Annotated in this window: 16 protein-coding genes; 4 read left to right on the top strand and 12 right to left on the bottom strand. The window is 45.1% G+C overall.

The window, feature by feature from the left end:
• Nucleotides 1–217 precede the first annotated feature (217 nt).
• From H4O21_RS21770 to H4O21_RS21755, 4 genes are all read right to left on the bottom strand, one after another.
• Nucleotides 218–742: a protein-tyrosine phosphatase family protein gene (locus H4O21_RS21770; RefSeq protein WP_182811136.1), complete on the bottom strand. Its 525-nt coding sequence runs from the start codon at nt 740–742 to the stop codon at nt 218–220.
• Nucleotides 743–946: 204 nt separating this feature from the next.
• A complete protein-coding gene (locus H4O21_RS21765; RefSeq protein ID WP_255487413.1) occupies nt 947–1870 on the bottom strand; it encodes a carbon-nitrogen hydrolase family protein in 924 nt (307 codons plus the stop codon).
• A 98-nt stretch (nt 1871–1968) separates the two neighbouring features.
• Nucleotides 1969–2571, bottom strand: coding sequence for a GNAT family N-acetyltransferase (locus H4O21_RS21760; RefSeq protein ID WP_182811134.1), 603 nt, complete (start codon nt 2569–2571; stop codon nt 1969–1971).
• 214 nt (nt 2572–2785) lie between these two features.
• The gene (locus H4O21_RS21755) at nt 2786–3376 is read right to left on the bottom strand and encodes a transporter substrate-binding domain-containing protein (RefSeq protein WP_440590223.1); all 591 of its coding nucleotides are present in this window, start codon (nt 3374–3376) and stop codon (nt 2786–2788) included.
• Between the two features lie 478 nt (nt 3377–3854).
• Here H4O21_RS21755 and H4O21_RS21750 point away from each other — a divergent pair, with 478 nt between their 5' ends.
• Nucleotides 3855–5144 (top strand): pyridoxal phosphate-dependent aminotransferase, encoded by a 1290-nt coding sequence (locus tag H4O21_RS21750; protein ID WP_182811130.1) that lies wholly within the window; start codon nt 3855–3857, stop codon nt 5142–5144.
• A gap of 251 nt (nt 5145–5395) precedes the next feature.
• Here the strand turns inward: H4O21_RS21750 and H4O21_RS21745 are convergent, their stop codons facing one another.
• The 4 genes from H4O21_RS21745 to H4O21_RS21730 all read right to left on the bottom strand — a co-directional run bounded on the left by H4O21_RS21745 (nt 5396) and on the right by H4O21_RS21730 (nt 9212).
• On the bottom strand, nt 5396–6484 hold the full coding sequence (locus H4O21_RS21745) for a site-2 protease family protein (RefSeq protein WP_368737578.1): 1089 nt from the start codon (nt 6482–6484) through the stop codon (nt 5396–5398).
• A 108-nt stretch (nt 6485–6592) separates the two neighbouring features.
• Entirely contained in the window at nt 6593–7150 is a 558-nt protein-coding gene (locus tag H4O21_RS21740; RefSeq protein ID WP_182811128.1) for a gamma-glutamylcyclotransferase family protein, read from the bottom strand.
• Nucleotides 7151–7364: 214 nt separating this feature from the next.
• On the bottom strand, nt 7365–7826 hold the full coding sequence (locus tag H4O21_RS21735; RefSeq protein WP_255487415.1) for a BLUF domain-containing protein: 462 nt from the start codon (nt 7824–7826) through the stop codon (nt 7365–7367).
• Nucleotides 7827–8066: 240 nt separating this feature from the next.
• The gene (locus H4O21_RS21730) at nt 8067–9212 is read right to left on the bottom strand and encodes a PQQ-dependent sugar dehydrogenase (RefSeq protein ID WP_182811124.1); all 1146 of its coding nucleotides are present in this window, start codon (nt 9210–9212) and stop codon (nt 8067–8069) included.
• A 468-nt stretch (nt 9213–9680) separates the two neighbouring features.
• Between H4O21_RS21730 and H4O21_RS21725 the strand changes: the two genes are divergently transcribed.
• Together H4O21_RS21725 and H4O21_RS21720 are read left to right on the top strand one after the other, a co-directional pair.
• Nucleotides 9681–10298 carry a Crp/Fnr family transcriptional regulator gene (locus H4O21_RS21725; protein WP_182811122.1) on the top strand — a complete coding sequence of 206 codons (618 nt, stop codon included), beginning with the start codon at nt 9681–9683 and terminating at the stop codon, nt 10296–10298.
• Between the two features lie 91 nt (nt 10299–10389).
• Nucleotides 10390–10584, top strand: coding sequence for a YgaP family membrane protein (locus H4O21_RS21720; protein WP_182811120.1), 195 nt, complete (start codon nt 10390–10392; stop codon nt 10582–10584).
• Between the two features lie 46 nt (nt 10585–10630).
• Here the strand turns inward: H4O21_RS21720 and H4O21_RS21715 are convergent, their stop codons facing one another.
• From H4O21_RS21715 to H4O21_RS21700, 4 genes are all read right to left on the bottom strand, one after another.
• Nucleotides 10631–11032 (bottom strand): hypothetical protein, encoded by a 402-nt coding sequence (locus tag H4O21_RS21715; RefSeq protein WP_182811118.1) that lies wholly within the window; start codon nt 11030–11032, stop codon nt 10631–10633.
• Nucleotides 11033–11277: 245 nt separating this feature from the next.
• Nucleotides 11278–12588: a DEAD/DEAH box helicase gene (locus H4O21_RS21710; protein WP_255487412.1), complete on the bottom strand. Its 1311-nt coding sequence runs from the start codon at nt 12586–12588 to the stop codon at nt 11278–11280.
• Nucleotides 12589–12772: 184 nt separating this feature from the next.
• Nucleotides 12773–14197, bottom strand: a complete 1425-nt coding sequence (locus H4O21_RS21705) for an aldehyde dehydrogenase family protein (protein WP_182811116.1) — start codon at nt 14195–14197, stop codon at nt 12773–12775.
• Between the two features lie 89 nt (nt 14198–14286).
• Nucleotides 14287–15192, bottom strand: coding sequence for a LysR family transcriptional regulator (locus tag H4O21_RS21700; RefSeq protein ID WP_182811114.1), 906 nt, complete (start codon nt 15190–15192; stop codon nt 14287–14289).
• A gap of 105 nt (nt 15193–15297) precedes the next feature.
• Here H4O21_RS21700 and H4O21_RS21695 point away from each other — a divergent pair, with 105 nt between their 5' ends.
• Nucleotides 15298–16206, top strand: a complete 909-nt coding sequence (locus H4O21_RS21695; RefSeq protein ID WP_182811112.1) for a PhzF family phenazine biosynthesis protein — start codon at nt 15298–15300, stop codon at nt 16204–16206.
• The last annotated feature ends 40 nt before the right edge of the window (nt 16207–16246 follow it).

The following is a 16246-nucleotide window of genomic DNA, read 5'->3' as shown; positions in this document are numbered from 1 at the left end:
AAAAAAGTTACAGCAGCCCTGAAACGAGCAGCAAAAGCAGGGAAATCAGAGGGTTAGCAAAAGCACGACAAAGCCCCGCATCGCAGGGCTTCTGAACAGTTTACGAAGATAATTGTTAACTCAGCTGAGTATACGTACCTGATCCAGCATATAAAGTATTTACTGTCAGACTTACAAACACGCGCTGCAATTATTAATACATCCGCGACCAGCCAGATTAGCTCTGCCCTACTGGCAGAATACATTCCATATCCTGATCGCTGATACTCATCGAATGCACCCATTGTTTCTGAATTGGTGTTGCAGGAACAGGAGAACCGATAGCATCTGAAATATATTCAAACGCTTTATCAGGACAGATGCCCAACCGGTCAGCCAATAAACTCAACACGACGGCTGACCGCCCAACTCCATTATCACAATGAAATAGTAATTTATGGTCTGAATGAAACAGCTCAACCAGCTGAGAAACAAATATCACCATATCCGTATCTGACTCAGCAATTCCATTAATCATTGGGAAGCTAAGGTAGGAAAGCCCTTGAGATTTACAATAATTCTCCTCATGCTCCAACCCATGCTCTTTTCGTTCCTGGTCTGTCAGAAATGAGATTACAGTATCAAAGCCATTACGGCGTATAAAATCCACATCCCCAGCCAGATTTCTGCTTCCATCCGGGCGTGGCATTACTGCAAACTGTCCACTACAAAAACCTTCAATAATATAAAGAGGGGTTTGCATGGCGCTTCTCCTTCTGTTTAGTATGGCACCAGGTAGTACAGGATACATAGAAAGTATTGTGCAACGCACAAAATATCTCTCAATCTTTATTCAAAAACAAGTGTTTTTCTATACATTCAGGTTGAAACGAATGATATAAAGCAAAAAACACTCATAATTGCCTCACCTATTTGCCACTACCCCTCTATCGCCAGCAAGAGGTGACTATTCGCGAATACATCGACTGAAGCGTTTCTGTCCATCCCAATCCCTAAAATTAAACACCTGCCCCTTTTGTCTTACTCTGGACAACCGGGTCAGTTCAAGGTCAGCAAAACACCACCCCGGACTGTTTAGCGGTAATTGCTCGACAATACCGTTATCAGGAAAGCCGTAATCTACGGGTGCAAAAATACCTGCTGAGCCCCTGTTTTCATCAATAGCTGGTGACCAGAGCGCATCGCCTACCAAGGAAGACTGGACAACAAAACACTGATTTTCCAGTGCTCTTGCTCTGCTGCCAATCTGTACCCTGTGATATCCTGCAAGGGTATCGGTACAACTCGGTACAATAATTAAGTCAGCACCTGCTTCTGTTTGTTGCCGTGCAAACAATGGAAATTCTGAGTCATAGCAAATATTAACTCCCAGATGCCCGAAACGAGTTTTAAATACTTTTAATACCTCACCAGAACTGATAAACCAATGCTCACTCTCAAACCGAGTCATTTGTAGTTTATCCTGCCACTTTACCTCACCTTCCGGGTAAAATAGGAAGGCCCGATTAACATAATAAGGTTTATCAGAGTATTCAGGGGCAGACCCTCCCACTAGAACGGGAATAGTGCCAGCCAGAATATAAATGTTATATTTCTCAGCCAGTTGCAAAAAAAGCCCCTGAAACTTTCCTACAAGAGATTGCAGAGCGACTAACTGACCAGGAAGAGACTGATAGACCTCTTCATCAAAGAGAGAAGTCAGTTCCATCGAAAAATATTCAGGGAAAACAAGCAACTCTGCACCTTCTGAAGCAGCTTCTTCAACCCAGCGATTAATTTTTACTTCATAATCAGCCCAGTTCGCAATAAAGCTGACTTCATATGCTGCACTGGCAACTCTGACAACATCCTGCATACACTTCTCTGACATTAACTCACCCTGATTCATCATCAGGCTCCAATTAAAATTGATATCCGAGCAAAAGCTCTCTGTTAAATTACCTCTCCGTTTACTCCTTCCCGGTGAGGTTAAAGCGTTTTCATCCAGAACATCATCAGATGATCACTTGACTCGGGCTGGTCAATATCTTTCCAGGGATAGCAGGTCGTTAATTCAGGGCACGCCTGATAACCAAAATGCTGCCAGACCGCATCGAGAGGCTGATATTCCTCTGGCTTCATAGGATGATCATCAGCACGCATAACACCACAGAAACATATTTTCTGAAAACCTCCAAGGCGACGAACATATTGCTCCCGGCCGGAGAAAAAACCTTTATATATGCCTTGCCCTCGATACTCAGGCAAAAGCACAGATTCCCCACAATAAAACAAGGTATCGGTATCAATTCCTGCATCAAGAAAAGGTTGCCTGAATTCTTCAGATTCATGGGACATGGGAACGCCTGTGGAAGCTCCCACAATTTTATCTTCTCCACCCTTGCAATCTACAGCCAGTACAGCCATTGCTTGCCCTGATTCAATGTAAGTTGCCAGGTAATCTTGCTCATATTCAGTTGTTCCATCATATAAGTAAGGGTACTCACGAAAAATCTGAATTCGCAGACGAGCCAGATCTTCAATCCAGTACACAAGCTCATGACCACTTACTGTTTTTAATACTACAGACATACTTTACACTTATTACTATTTGAATTTTTGCATTTCAGGAAGTTATTCACCTGGGTAGGATATTCACGAAAGGTTTATCCGCCAGGAAATCCTACTTAACCAGATTGGAAAGTAAATAATCTGGACATAAATTATAATCAAGCACTATAAAGCATGCACCAGAGGGATTGGCGTGCACGCATAAATTGACGTAAACAGGCAAAGAAGAGAGGCACTAAAACAGTAATTCTTTCTCAAAATCATCAATTAGTTTCTGTAATTCTCCACTATCTGACAATTGTTTTATTTCAATATTAAACTGTGTAATAAAGTCCTCTCTGAACGGATAGCGCATAAGACTATTCTTACTAAAGGCAAGATACCCATGCTGTTCTTTCAGAACATGGACCTGCACAATATCTGCAACACTGAGCTTGCTCGCATTTTTCAACTGCTGAATATCCCATAATACCGACATTCTGGAATTAACGAGGCAATCCATTCTACCAGATGCCAGCTTAAGTAAGTTCTTCTGATTATTAATGCCTTCTTCAATGACATAAAATCCTTCTCTGTGACGCTTCCAGAAATCCTCACCAAGCAATAGATAACCGGGGTTAATGCCGATGACAGCACCGCCAAAATCTGATGGCCAGACGGGTTTAAATCTTCCCGTACGGTGTTTCAGCCCCTCAATATATTTTTTACTGCAAAACAGGGTCACTCTTTCAGCCATGATAGGAACAGAGTATTTTTCAAGATAAGGACGTTTGTCCGGAAAATAATATGGTGGAAAAATAGCAAAGCCAGTTCCTTCTGCCATCATAATCAAACCTCTGCGCCATGGCAGAGGTCTGATCTCAATTCGATACTGCTCACGCATTCGATAAAATACTCTATTCAGAATCCGGGGATAAATCCCCAGAGGCCGGAGTCCATCCCGATACGAGAAAGGGGGGTAATCGTCATCCGCAATAATAATGACTTCAGGCCTGGGATCAGAGCGCGAGCCAGAAGAGATCATCAGAAGAATCAGTAGCATGTATAACTTTTTTTTTGAGAAAGCGATACAGCCATACCTGTCAGGTTCCAGAATACAAATTCCCATATGACACCCCATAGTTTAAACCCCTGAATAGTATGGCATGCCCCACTGCATAGTGTTAACAAACTGTTTAAAGTCGTATCACTCCTCCTCTTTCTTCTAACCTTTTCTATACTGATTCTGATACGGCATACCGATGTAATCAGACATTCTGCTATTGCTCAAAAATAAAAGCCCAAGAAGGGCAAAGGATCTTCCGATGAATCTCAATCAAGCCTATTCTCCAGCCACTCATATCAACCTGAATATACGAGGCATGCGCCAGTCTGCTACTGTAGCCATTAATGATCTGTCTAAAGCCATGCAAAAAAAAGGTCAGGAAGTATTTAAACTAGGACTGGGGCAGTCTCCTTTTCCTGTACCAGACATCATGACCAGAGCCTTACAGGAAAATGCCCATCAAAAAGACTATTTGATGGTGAAAGGCTTACCAGAGTTACGTCAGTCAATTGTTGACTATTACCAGAGAACTCAAGGACTTGACTATCATCTGGATCATGTTCTGGTTGGCCCGGGCAGCAAAGAGCTGATGTTCATTCTGCAGCTTACCTACTACGGAGATCTTGTTATTCCGGCTCCAAGCTGGGTTTCCTATGCCCCTCAGGCAAGAATTATCGGGCGCAAACTGCACTGGCTACCCACTGCAATCGAAACCGGATTAGGCGTCACTCCGGAAGAGCTGGAAAAAGTATGTGAAACAGATCCTGATCTGCCACGATTGATGATTCTGAATTATCCGGGTAACCCCACAGGCATGACATACGATGCAGCCCAGCTAGAAGAAATTGCTGAAGTAGCTAAACGCTATCGCGTTCTGATTCTCTCTGATGAAATTTATGGTGGAACTACATTTGAAGGTGAACACACTTCGATTGCCCGCTTCTACCCTGAGGGAACCATTATCAGCAATGGTATCAGCAAATGGGCCGGAGCCGGAGGCTGGAGAATGGGCGCTTTTGTCTTTCCGGAAAACCTGACCTGGCTTCTGGAGCCTATGACATCAGTCGCCAGTGAGACTTTTACTTCAACATCAGCTCCCATTCAGTTTGCTGCAATAAAAGCTTATGAAAAAAGTAACGAAATGGATCTTTACCTGCAGTACTGTAAAGACATTCTGTCAGCACTATGCACCGATACCTGGCAGAAACTCAATCATGCCGGCGCTGAAGTAGCTAAACCCAAAGGCGGGTTTTATCTGTTTCCCAGTTTTGAACCTTTAAGAGAGACGCTGCAGAATAAAGGTATACGAAACAGCCAGGAAATGTGCGAGCGCCTTTTAGCAGAAACCGGGGTCGCCTGCTTGCCTGGCAGTGCATTTGGAAGACCAGAACAGGAGTTTTCTGCACGCATTGCATGCGTTGACTTTAATGGCGATTCGGCCCTCAAAGCCGCCTCATATGGTAAAGAGATCAACTCAGACTTTTTAGAACAGTACTGCTACCCTGTTACCGAAGCAACCAGACGCCTATGTCATTGGTTAAAACACTGATAGCCAGCGGATTGACTCCCTGCAATTTTCAGGATGATTATTCAAAACCAGCTCTGCCAATCCAGAGCTGGCTTTTTCTGGCCATTTTTCTTCCAGCAAGACCGATTGCAGATACAGTGCATTTTCACAAATCCGGCAATCATAGGTAATCGTAACTATCAGGTCCTTGATTCGTTATCGGACATATCCGGGCAATATAGCTATCCAGGGTTTCCGTCAGATACTATCTGGAAACCTCCATGCCCGGATCATCAGCTGTTAAGAATTTTCAGTGGCAATCCCAGAATAGCATCGCCAGTACCTGCCAGATACATAATGATAGCCACCAGGCCAGCCACGGTAATGAGATACCAGGCTGCGGAAAAAATCTGTCCATAACGATCCAGAGGCAGCAAGTGGCTATGATGTCTTTGTTTCCACTCAAAAAAAATCTCAACACTGCCGATCAGTAATAAAAAGCCTAATAATGCTAGCCCGAAGTTATAACTGATCAGCACTCCGAGGCCAACGCCCAGACCACAAAGAATAAGCCCGGTAATGCTGTTCATTGAAAAGCTAATGCTTTTCAGCACGTGTCCTCCATCCAGAGGTAATACCGGCAATAAATTAAACAAGTTCAATAAGCTATTAAAAGCAGCGATACCTGCAAAAAATATTTCACCGGTGATCCAGTACGCGGTCAATGCCAGAATGGACATTCCCAAACCAAAAAAAGGTCCCATTAATGAAATGACAACATCCTGCCAGCGAGTATTAATCTTACTGTCTGACAGAGCCAGCCCGCCCATAAATGGAATCAGATAAATGCCTTTCGTTTTCATACCAAAATACTTCATCGCTCTGACATGTCCATACTCATGAACAACCAGACAAGCCAGAAGACTCAGCGCAAAAGGCAAGGAAAATAACCAGGAATAAGCTGCCAGACTGGCTCCGGCTAATACAACTTTAATAATTTTAGCGCTTTTGAACAGTTTAAAGCCAAGAGAAAGCAGCCCCAGAACACTGGTGTCCTTTTTTACGACAGGCTTAACTTCAGGTACCTGGCGTTCAATATCCTGTACATTTCTCTCACCATCAGCTACTGCTTCTTCGTCAAGAGAAAGTCGCCAGTCAAAGTGGAAAGGCTGCCATTTCAAAGAGAATTCCAGACGGCACTGTATCACACGACCAGAATTCTGATCTGTCAGAGAGAATTCAAGCGAGAAATCTCCATCTGCAATACCATCTGCATTTTTTCCCGCAACAGGCTGGCCATCCCAGTACAGAACCTGCCACCCAGCCATTGAAGCTTCAAGGCGCAACGGCCTGCCTAAAAACTCAGTATTCAGTAATTCCACAATAAAAAACCATAACGACTGATCAGAATATAGTGGTTAACCAGACCCCACACACTCAGAGCCCGAGCAACATCTCTGGTCAGAATATATTGAAAGATAAAAAAGAGATCAGGCTGTAATGACGCCTGATAAGATGCGATCAATTTCTGATCGGTGCTCGTCAGAAACACCTGCCATACGGGTATACCTGGGAGCACGACGATCATTTTCAAAATGATGATGCCAGCCTTCCGTATTATCAATAAAGTGGCGGGTAAATTCATCAGATACAGTAAGACAGCCTGCTAATACTGTATCCACGTACGTCTGTACAATGGGCTGTTCAGGGCAAGGGATACAGGCATCATCCTTAACATAGATCCAGACAGGTTTATTTATCTTCGTCTCCTCTATCAGCTCCAGGCAATTGCCCGGAATCTCTACACGACGATATCCGGCCTCTCTGCGATCAAACTCAGATAGATCCTGCTCTGCAATCTCAATCAGAACGCCATTGGTACTCCCCTCTGCCTGACTGACCACCAGAGGAGACAAAATATAACTGCTATCAATTTTACCCCAGCTACGCTTAAAGCCATGAGCTATAGCCGGGAAAGCTCTCCCGGTCTGCCCGGTCAGTTCACGGGAAGCCGCATTGATCAGGCTGCCATAACCAAAAATAAACATATGCAATTCCTCAGGCTAAAAAATTCGCACTATTCTTGCATGCCCGACTGGTAAGAACAAATCAGAGTTTTCCTGTTCCTGAGTAAAATGACAATGGCAATTCAGTACAGTTTTATAGCCCTGAGTATAATCAGTAAATATCTGAAGGAGAACTGGCTGGAGTGGTATCTGCTCCGGGCATAATCGTTTGCTCAGAGCAGATATATTCAAAGAATCAGGCGACAGGCTCAGCATTCTGAGGGACTTTACGTCCTGAATGAGCAAACATATTCATGAATGTTGCCGGGATACTGGGGAACAAGGGAGCATTTCTGGCTTCATTACCATACTGCAGATAGCCAGATACACCTCTTTGCTCTTCATCTGGCTCTATTTCAGAATGTATGAAACTCATACTCCAATCGTCAAATGCTCGTTTCTCCGTAGGTTCAAGAATAATAAGGTCAATATTTTTATGCCTGGGATCCTGTTTAACAGACTCAAAAAGGTCACAAACCGCATATCGCTCTCCTTCCATAACCTGCATGAAACTACCATAACGATAAAGTAGCATCCCTGTAATATTCCGCTGCTTATTTAATTCACGAGATTCAGCAAGGAGTTCCAAAATATCCTCACTGCTCATAGGAAATGTTTCCTGGCTAACGTAGATCAGAAAACATAACTCCTCATCCATCTGCTTAATCATATTATCTTCCTTCAATATATTTTCAGGTGAGTCTCCCACCTTGATGCATCAACCTATCTATATACATTGAAACCATTGATGCGGCCTGTCTTCATAAGTTTAGTCAAGAAAACAGGTGAAACTCAGATTTAAGACATATCTTACACAGTCTTTCACATCTGGTTACATCACAGGCTCAAAATCAGTACTTTAGCGGCACAAAGACCTCTGAAAACAGGTATCAAAGTACTACTTCTGGCCAGGAACCAGACGATAAATATTTCCACTATCAGTAGAAAACCAGATTAATCCGGCAGGCCCCTGAGCTAAAGCGCGAATTCTTTCTCCTGTTTCAGCCAACAGCCGGTTTTCCTCAGTCACATTACCATCATCATCCAGGTCAAGATGATTCAGATGCCTGAGCTTAAGAGACCCGGAAAACAGATCGCCTTTCCAGTCAGGAAAAACATCTCCGGTATAAAGTAATAAACTCCCCGGAGCGATTGAAGGAACATAGTACTTTTCCGGCTGCATCATTCCTGTTTTATGAGTACCATCCCCTACAGAAACAGGCCCCCAATATTCTTTACCATAAGAGATAACAGGCCAGCCGTAGTTAGCTCCTTTCTGAATAATATTCAGCTCATCCCCTCCTCTTGGGCCATGTTCAATAGCCCAGATCCGGTTTCTGATCGGATCATATGCCATTCCCTGTGGATTGCGATGCCCGTAACTCCAGATTTCAGGCAAAGCATCATGACGATCAACAAAAGGATTATCATCAGGCACCGAGCCATCCGGTAACAACCTGAGAATACTGCCAGCATGATTAGCTAATTGCTGAGCATTATCCCTTTCTCCACGATCCCCTACACTCATATACAGATACCCCTCATGATCGAAAGCAATTCGGCTGCCATAATGCCGGGAGTTATCAGATGATGAACGGGTCTGTAATAAATTCTGCCAGTGAGTCAGCTGAGGTTTTTCAGATAAGGTTATCCGGGACCTGGACAGCACAGTTCTGGTTTTTCCGGCACTATCCTTACCTGACCAGGTAAAATACAACCAGGGAGTTTCTGCATCGTTCTCACTATAAAGATAAAGGTCCAGCAATCCCCCCTGACCTGAAGCAACAATCTCAGGTAATCCTGAGACATAGTGTTGCTGCTTATTTTTAAGGTCCAGCAGCACCAGCCGTCCCTGCCGCTCAGTCACCAGTAACCTATCGGTATCAATGAACTGAATAGCCCAGGGAACTTCCAGCCCGGCCCAGACTTTTTCAACGTCAAAAATGCTTCCCGCCCACACGGGAGCAGAAGTGGCCACCAATGAAGTAAATAGCAGACAGCCCAGTTTTTTTTGAACAGACCTGATACATTTCTGAACAAGCATAATTATCCCCTACATTCCGCTCTCCAATACAGCATTGCACTGGAAAAAAGCACAGATATAGCAATTTGCACTAAAAATCATCATAAAACACTGAAAAGCAAAAGAAAAAACAGGCATAGCTTTTGCTAACTATATAGTAAGGATGCAGCTCCATGGTCAGATGAAGTGTCTGGCACCGCCCAAAGCTACTTTTCCTGAGAAGCTTTATCCATACATTTTATCGGAGCTGCAAACGTTCTCCGACGTTCTCCTTACTTTGCCCCGTAGCATACTTATGCTACGGGGATTTTTTTCTGTTTGCTTCATTTACTTGTAGAAAGTCACATCAACAACTTACCTAAACAATCCCCCTTATCAGCCTGCCAATAAGTGAAAAGAATACGTCAGACAGAATACTGTATTGAGTCCCCTCTCCATCGTAATGAAAAGTGCTAATATACTGCCTGTTTTTCTTGTGGAGAGAATCTCATGGGACAAATCCCTGAATGTATTCTGAGCTTCCCGGAAGTCGTATTACCTGAAGATCAGATTGTTTTTTCTCAGGGCCAGACCTGTCAGCACTATATTGTCGTAACTTCCGGACGTGTCCGGGTCTTTGCCCGCTCCGAAGCAGGTAAGGAACTGATACTCTACAGAATAACTCCCGGTGAGATCTGTATCCTGACGACGGCCTGTCTGATGGGAAGCAGCCAGTATTCTGCTGAAGCGATCACGGAAACGCCAGTAACGGCCCGTATTCTTTCGCAAACGGCTTTTAATGACCTCCTGGCTGAGTCAGAAACATTCCGTCACTTTATTTTTAATAACTTCGGACTGAGACTGACCAATCTGATGGTTCAGCTAGAACAAATTTCTTTCGAAAGTATTGAGCACAGACTGGCTCAATACCTGCAGCAGGTTTCTCAGGAAAACAGCATTATAAGAATCACTCACCAGGAAGTTGCAACAGAAATAGGCTCAGCACGAGAGGTAGTCAGCAGAGGGCTGAAAAAATTAGAAAAACAAGGGGCTATTAAACTATCACGCGGCCAGATAGAAGTTCTGGATATCTCATTACTTCCCGACAACAGAGATCAGATAGCATAATTATCTTCTGTATGTGACTTTGTCACTGAATACAATATAAGCCACGGGTATATTCGTCTACAGAGTTCAAAACCTGAATAAGGAGAGCATTATGCCCGTTAATGAAGGAAAACTGGATCGCACTCTGCGTGTTATTGCTGGTCTGGTTTTATTAAGTCTCACTGTCATTGGCCCACAAACGATGTGGGGACTCGTTGGTTTAGTTCCACTGCTGACAGGATTGGCCGGATTTTGTCCACTCTATACTGTTCTGGGTATCAATACCTGTCCGGTAAAAAAATCCTGATCTGTAGAATAGAAGCCATAGAAATCACTCTGTGGCTTTTTTTGCTTTAAGCTGACAACATAGGTATACCCGGCTGTCCTGAGGAACTCTGCCTGAACCAGTCCAGTAAGCTTTCCAGATAGTTGCTTGCTTCTTGTGTTGCACAGGAAAAAACGGTTGATACACCATCTCCTGTTCCTGTCAGATCAACAGAAACCCGGATATCAGACAAGCCTTCCTGCTCAAACTCAATCGTGAAACTCTGTCCCGGACAATGCACAGGCATTACCCGGCAACAGATAAAGTGGTACTCGTGAAAAGAAGTACTGGCATCAAGGCTCACTCGGGCCCCCTGCATATTCATCTCATCTGCCAGCCGATTCAGGCTTTTCAGGATCTGCTGTTCAAAGAAGGTTCTGGCAGAACAAGAATAAGCAGGCCGCTCTCTGCATACAGTAATTTCAGTCACAAACCTCACCTTTATTAAATAATTCATTTAATATAAATGTTATTTGGCGACAACAAATTACCAGCTCATAGCAAAATATCCAACCAGGGAAAACCCTGAATTCACAGAGTATTCATCTGACAATACGGAACAGATCTGCAATTAATACTTACCGGGTAGCAACCTCAGGAATCAGCGGACAGGTGAAATCCATTTCTTTCCAGGAATATCCAAAGCCAGAATCTAACTCAGGGCCAGCAACAATATCAGGGCTTACCCGCCCAGATATGCTTTGTTCTCTTTTCTGCCGCCGCGGCTTCACGTAATTTATCTTTTTTACTTTTGCGCTTGCCTTTAACCGGTGCTTGTCCTTTTTTTGTAAGTATATGTTCGGGAATATCTGTATTACGCTCAAAACCCGGAATCTGCTCCCTGGGTATACGGATCTGATGGCGTTTCTCAATTAACTTAAAGTGCGCATCACTTTCATGATCAATGAACGCCAGGGTTTGTCCCTGTTCTCCCGCCCTGGCAGTACGGCCTATACGGTGAACATAATCCGCCGGAGACCTTGGTAAATCATAGTTAATAACACAAGGTAGTTCAGGAATATCGATTCCGCGAGCGGCCAGATCAGTAGCAATCAGAATACTGCTTTTACCTGTTTTAAACTTTTCCAGAGCCAGATTACGTTCAGCCTGTCCCATACCGCCATGTAATGTCTCAGACTTCAGCCCTGAACGAAACAGTTTTTTCTCAAGATTATCTGCAGTACGCTGACTGGCGACAAAAACCAGCACGCGATCCCAGTTGTCATGCTGTAACAAGTGCTTTAACAGTGCTGTGCGCTGATCTTTATTCACTTCGATAGCCCTTTGATGCAACTTTTCAGGAATCATGCTTTCCCGCTCAGCATCAATTTCTACCGGGTTCACTAACAATGCTTGCACCAGCTCACGCACATCATCCGGAAAAGTAGCGGAGAAAAGCAGGTTCTGACGTTTCTCTGGCAGATGCTCAAAAATAGCGGCCAGCTCTTCAGCAAAACCCAGACCAAGCATACGGTCTGCTTCATCCAGAATCAGAACAGATACCGCGTCTAACTGAATGGCATTGCGCGATACAAGATCAATTAAACGTCCCGGAGTAGCAACCAGAATATCGCAGCCCCCTCTCATGGCCTGCATCTGAGGGTTAATGGCCACACCACCATAGACTGCTACCGCTTTTACTCCGTCCGGACAGTTACGGGCATACTGAACGATTGAATCCGTTACCTGAACAGCAAGTTCACGGGTAGGTACCAGTACCAGAGCAGACACTTTGTTTCTGGCCCGGATCGGCTGTGATTGCAGTTTTTGCAGTACAGGCAGACTGAAGCCTGCCGTCTTTCCTGAACCCGTTTCCGCAGCAGCCAGAACATCGTGTCCGGCCAGTACAGCAGGAATCGACTTTTCCTGAATTGGCGTTGGTTTTGTATAGCCCAGATCGGAAAGAGCAGTCAGCAGGTAATCAGAAAGGCCAAGCGAGATAAAAGACATAAGGTGAGAAAAGCCCGGAATGATAAAAACGGGCATTCTATCAGCTTTGTATTAAGACAGATACGCACACAGTCGGATAAAAACAGCTCTGATACTTTAAATCTTAACGATCACGATCTTAAGGCAAGTCTGGCTGTAGAAGTACATTTTTTCAGAACCCACTGCTGAAGACAGACCTGATACAAGGCAAAGTATCGGGTCTGTTCAGAGTGCACTTATATCAGAGGTTATGGCCCATAATCGCTTTTACTTCCAGAAACTCTTTTAGCCCTTCAGCACCCCATTCGCGGCCATTACCAGACTGCTTATACCCCCCAAACGGGGCAAAAATATCTGTCGGCGCGCCATTGAGATGCACCATGCCAGTACGTAACTTTCGAGCCACGGCAATGGCCCGCTCCTGATCAGCAGAAGAAACATATCCCGATAAGCCATACGGCGTATCATTTGCAATAGCAATGGCTTCAGCTTCATCGGTATAAGGAATAATCGTCAGCACTGGGCCAAAGATTTCTTCTCTGGCAATCGTCATCTGATTATTGGCGTGAGCAAAGATGGTAGGCTTAACAAAATATCCTGTTTCATGCCCGTCCGGTTTACCTGCTCCGCCACAAACAAGTGTCGCACCTTCATCAATGCCAGACTGAATCAGCATCTGAATCCGTTCATACTGCCTCTTGCTGACTACAGGTCCCATGGAGGTCTCTTCCGATTGCGGATCACCCAACCTTACTTTTTGTGCCGCTTGCTCTGCAATCGCAATCACTCTGTCCATTTCAGCTTCGGGGACCAGCATACGTGTTGGGGCATTACAGGATTGTCCGGTATTTGAGAAGCAGGTCAGAACCCCTTGCTTAACGCTGCGTTCAAAATCCACATCGTCCAATAAAATATTCGCCGACTTTCCACCCAGTTCCAGACAAACTTTCTTAATCGTATCCGCAGCAGCTTTCATAACCGCAGTACCTGCACGGGTAGAACCGGTAAAAGACACCAGATCAACATCCGGATGAGAAGACAGAGGTGCCCCCACACCTTCCCCGGTTCCATGAACCATATTAAATACCCCGGCAGGTACCTCTGCGGCTTCAAGAATTTCAGCCACCAGAATAGCAGATAGCGGAGCTTCTTCACTGGGTTTAAGTACCATGGTACAGCCTGCAGCCAGAGCGGGAGCAACCTTGCACATGATCTGATTAACAGGCCAGTTCCACGGCGTGATCAGGGCGCAGACTCCTGCCGCCTCATAATAAACTTCTGTTTTCTTAAGCGAGTGGCTCTCTTCCAGATTCTTTAATGCCTTAATAGCCGCGACCAGATGCCCGCTTCCTGAAGCAGCCTGAGCTTTTTGCGACAATGTAACGGGCGCACCCATCTCAGCCGTAATGGCTTTGGCTACATCGTCTATCCTGCGGTTATATTCTTCAAGCACTCTTTCAAGCAACTGAATACGCTGCTCTTTACTCCAGCAAGCGAAGGACTGAAACGCACTTTTAGCTGCAGAAACCGCCGCGTCAACATCCTGCTTCCCACCACAAGGCAATTGAAGAATAACCTCTTCCGTAGCCGGGTTAACAACAGGCAGTGTGTCAGAAGTCTGGCTATCAACCCATTGACCCTGAATAAAAAACTGAGTGTTATACATAATGCTCCCTCAAGCGGTTCTGATTCTGAATATTTCCTGGTGCTCACATATAAACACCAATTGCTCTGGTGATTAAAGAATATTTATGACTACCGGGTTCTGTCTGCTGAACCTCCCTGAATAATCGACCTTTTCTGCGCCAGAGTATGCTCGATAAACTCTCGGCATGCCCTGACTCTGGCTGTTGTACGTAAATCAGCATGATAAAGCAGCCAGATCCCCCACGCTGATGCGGGAAGATCAAGGTCCAGTTTTTGCAATCCGGCTTCAGTCTCACCGATAAAACAGGGTAATTTAGCGAATCCAACCCCCTGTGCAGCAGCAACAGCCATAGATCCCACATCATCCACTCGCATGATCACATTGAAGCGCTTAAAGTGGCGTGTCACCCAATCAGGAGGCGTGGTTTCATCCTCAAATAAAATAATGTCAACCGAATCGGATTGATTGCTTTCTGTGAACTCAGTGACAATCTTCTTAGTACCATAAATACCGTGCCCCATAGGCATAAGCTCACGCCCCACCAGATCTTCCGGAGGGTTAGGTGTCATCCTGATCGCCAGATCAGCTTCCATAGTCCCAAGATTCATCAGATCCTTGGTCATTAATAAACACAGATCAATTCCGGGATACATACGACAGAAAGCACCCAGCTCAGGAATGATCAGGCGATTTGCCAGTTCATGAGCGATCGTCAGTTTAAGAGGACCTGAAAGTGCAGCATCCCGACCTGTACCCTGACGATCAATACTCAGAATATTCTCTTCCAGCGCAACAACCTGCTCAAACAGATCCTCTGCTGCCTGAGTCATCGCATACCCGGAACGGGAACGATCAAACAGACGAGTCCCCAAATGCTCTTCAAGCGCCAGAATTCTTCGGGCAACAGTTGTATGTTTAACATCTAACCTGCGCCCGGCAGCACTCAATGACCCTTCACGGGATAAAGCCAGAAAAAACTTCAGATCATTCCAGTTCAATTCATCAATGTGCATTTATAAACACCAGATGTTCATTTTTAACTATTTATACCTGATTTTGAACATCCTATAGTGCTGATAATGTTTTTCAAACCCCGAATACGGATAAGGACCAATATCATGACAACAACAGATACTCCGGCAAATAGCTCACAGAATGTACTTGTTGACTCTCACGCCGGGCAACTCTCTCACACCGGACGACTGCGTCGACTGGCAGCATTTACGCAAAATACAGCAGGTGGTAACCCTGCCGGTGTCTGGATAGGAGAAACATTGCCTTCCAGTGAAGAGATGCAGAAAATTGCTACTCAGGTTGGTTTTTCAGAAACAGCTTTTATCGCACCTGCGTCCGGGAAGGTACGCATGATCCGATACTACAGCCCTGAAGCGGAAGTGGCTTTTTGCGGCCATGCCACCATTGCCAGCGGCGTTGCACTTGGTGATTCTGACGGCGATAACACTTACTTGCTTAACACTACCGTGGGAGAAGTCCCTGTCACAGTACAAACTCGTAATAATCTCAGAACAGCGGCATTAACGTCAGTTGAACCTGAATACCAGGATGCTCCGGAATCTCTGCTGGAAAACATTCTGGCGATACTGAGCTGGAAGAGAGATGAACTGGATCCTGCTATTCCGCCAGCAAGAGCCTATGCAGGTAACTGGCATTTCGTTCTGGCTGCCGCCAGCAAAGAACGTCTGGATAACCTCCAGTATGATTTTGAGGCACTTAAACAGCTCATGCTGGATGATGACCTGACGACATTACAACTGGTCTGGCGAGACAGCGAAGGGGTTTTCCACAGCCGAAATCCGTTCCCGGTCGGCGGTGTTGTTGAAGATCCGGCTACGGGGGCTGCAGCCGCAGCTCTCGGAGGATACCTGCGAGAAGCGGGCCTGATTAAGGCGCCAGCAGAGATCACATTGCGTCAGGGAGAAATTATGGGACGTCCGGGCTTATTAGACGTCAGCATACCTGTAACCGGGGGAATATCAGTATCCGGTACGGCCGTATCTCTGGACTAATATAACTAAAAGCCAATATGGACTAAAAAGCAAACAGGCC

Source organism: Oceanospirillum sediminis (assembly GCF_014164585.1).
In the GTDB taxonomy this organism is placed as follows: domain Bacteria; phylum Pseudomonadota; class Gammaproteobacteria; order Pseudomonadales; family Halomonadaceae; genus Oceanospirillum; species Oceanospirillum sediminis.
Note: the sequence above shows the minus strand (reverse complement) of the source record. Positions and strands in the feature narration are given on the sequence as shown.

Bases quoted from the DNA above. Each gene is read 5' to 3' on its own strand.
- H4O21_RS21705 (WP_182811116.1), bottom strand. From the start codon at position 14,197: ATGTATAACACTCAGTTTTTTATTCAGGGTCAATGGGTTGATAGCCAG.
- H4O21_RS21740 (WP_182811128.1), bottom strand. From the start codon at position 7,150: ATGTTTATTTTTGGTTATGGCAGCCTGATCAATGCGGCTTCCCGTGAA.
- H4O21_RS21765 (WP_255487413.1), bottom strand. From the start codon at position 1,870: ATGTCAGAGAAGTGTATGCAGGATGTTGTCAGAGTTGCCAGTGCAGCA.
- H4O21_RS21710 (WP_255487412.1), bottom strand. From the start codon at position 12,588: ATGCCCGTTTTTATCATTCCGGGCTTTTCTCACCTTATGTCTTTTATC.
- H4O21_RS21720 (WP_182811120.1), top strand. From the start codon at position 10,390: ATGCCCGTTAATGAAGGAAAACTGGATCGCACTCTGCGTGTTATTGCT.
- H4O21_RS21750 (WP_182811130.1), top strand. From the start codon at position 3,855: ATGAATCTCAATCAAGCCTATTCTCCAGCCACTCATATCAACCTGAAT.
- H4O21_RS21755 (WP_440590223.1), bottom strand. From the start codon at position 3,376: ATGATGGCAGAAGGAACTGGCTTTGCTATTTTTCCACCATATTATTTT.
- H4O21_RS21730 (WP_182811124.1), bottom strand. From the start codon at position 9,212: ATGCTTGTTCAGAAATGTATCAGGTCTGTTCAAAAAAAACTGGGCTGT.
- H4O21_RS21700 (WP_182811114.1), bottom strand. From the start codon at position 15,192: ATGCACATTGATGAATTGAACTGGAATGATCTGAAGTTTTTTCTGGCT.
- H4O21_RS21770 (WP_182811136.1), bottom strand. From the start codon at position 742: ATGCAAACCCCTCTTTATATTATTGAAGGTTTTTGTAGTGGACAGTTT.
- H4O21_RS21725 (WP_182811122.1), top strand. From the start codon at position 9,681: ATGGGACAAATCCCTGAATGTATTCTGAGCTTCCCGGAAGTCGTATTA.
- H4O21_RS21760 (WP_182811134.1), bottom strand. From the start codon at position 2,571: ATGTCTGTAGTATTAAAAACAGTAAGTGGTCATGAGCTTGTGTACTGG.
- H4O21_RS21695 (WP_182811112.1), top strand. From the start codon at position 15,298: ATGACAACAACAGATACTCCGGCAAATAGCTCACAGAATGTACTTGTT.
- H4O21_RS21735 (WP_255487415.1), bottom strand. From the start codon at position 7,826: ATGGATGAGGAGTTATGTTTTCTGATCTACGTTAGCCAGGAAACATTT.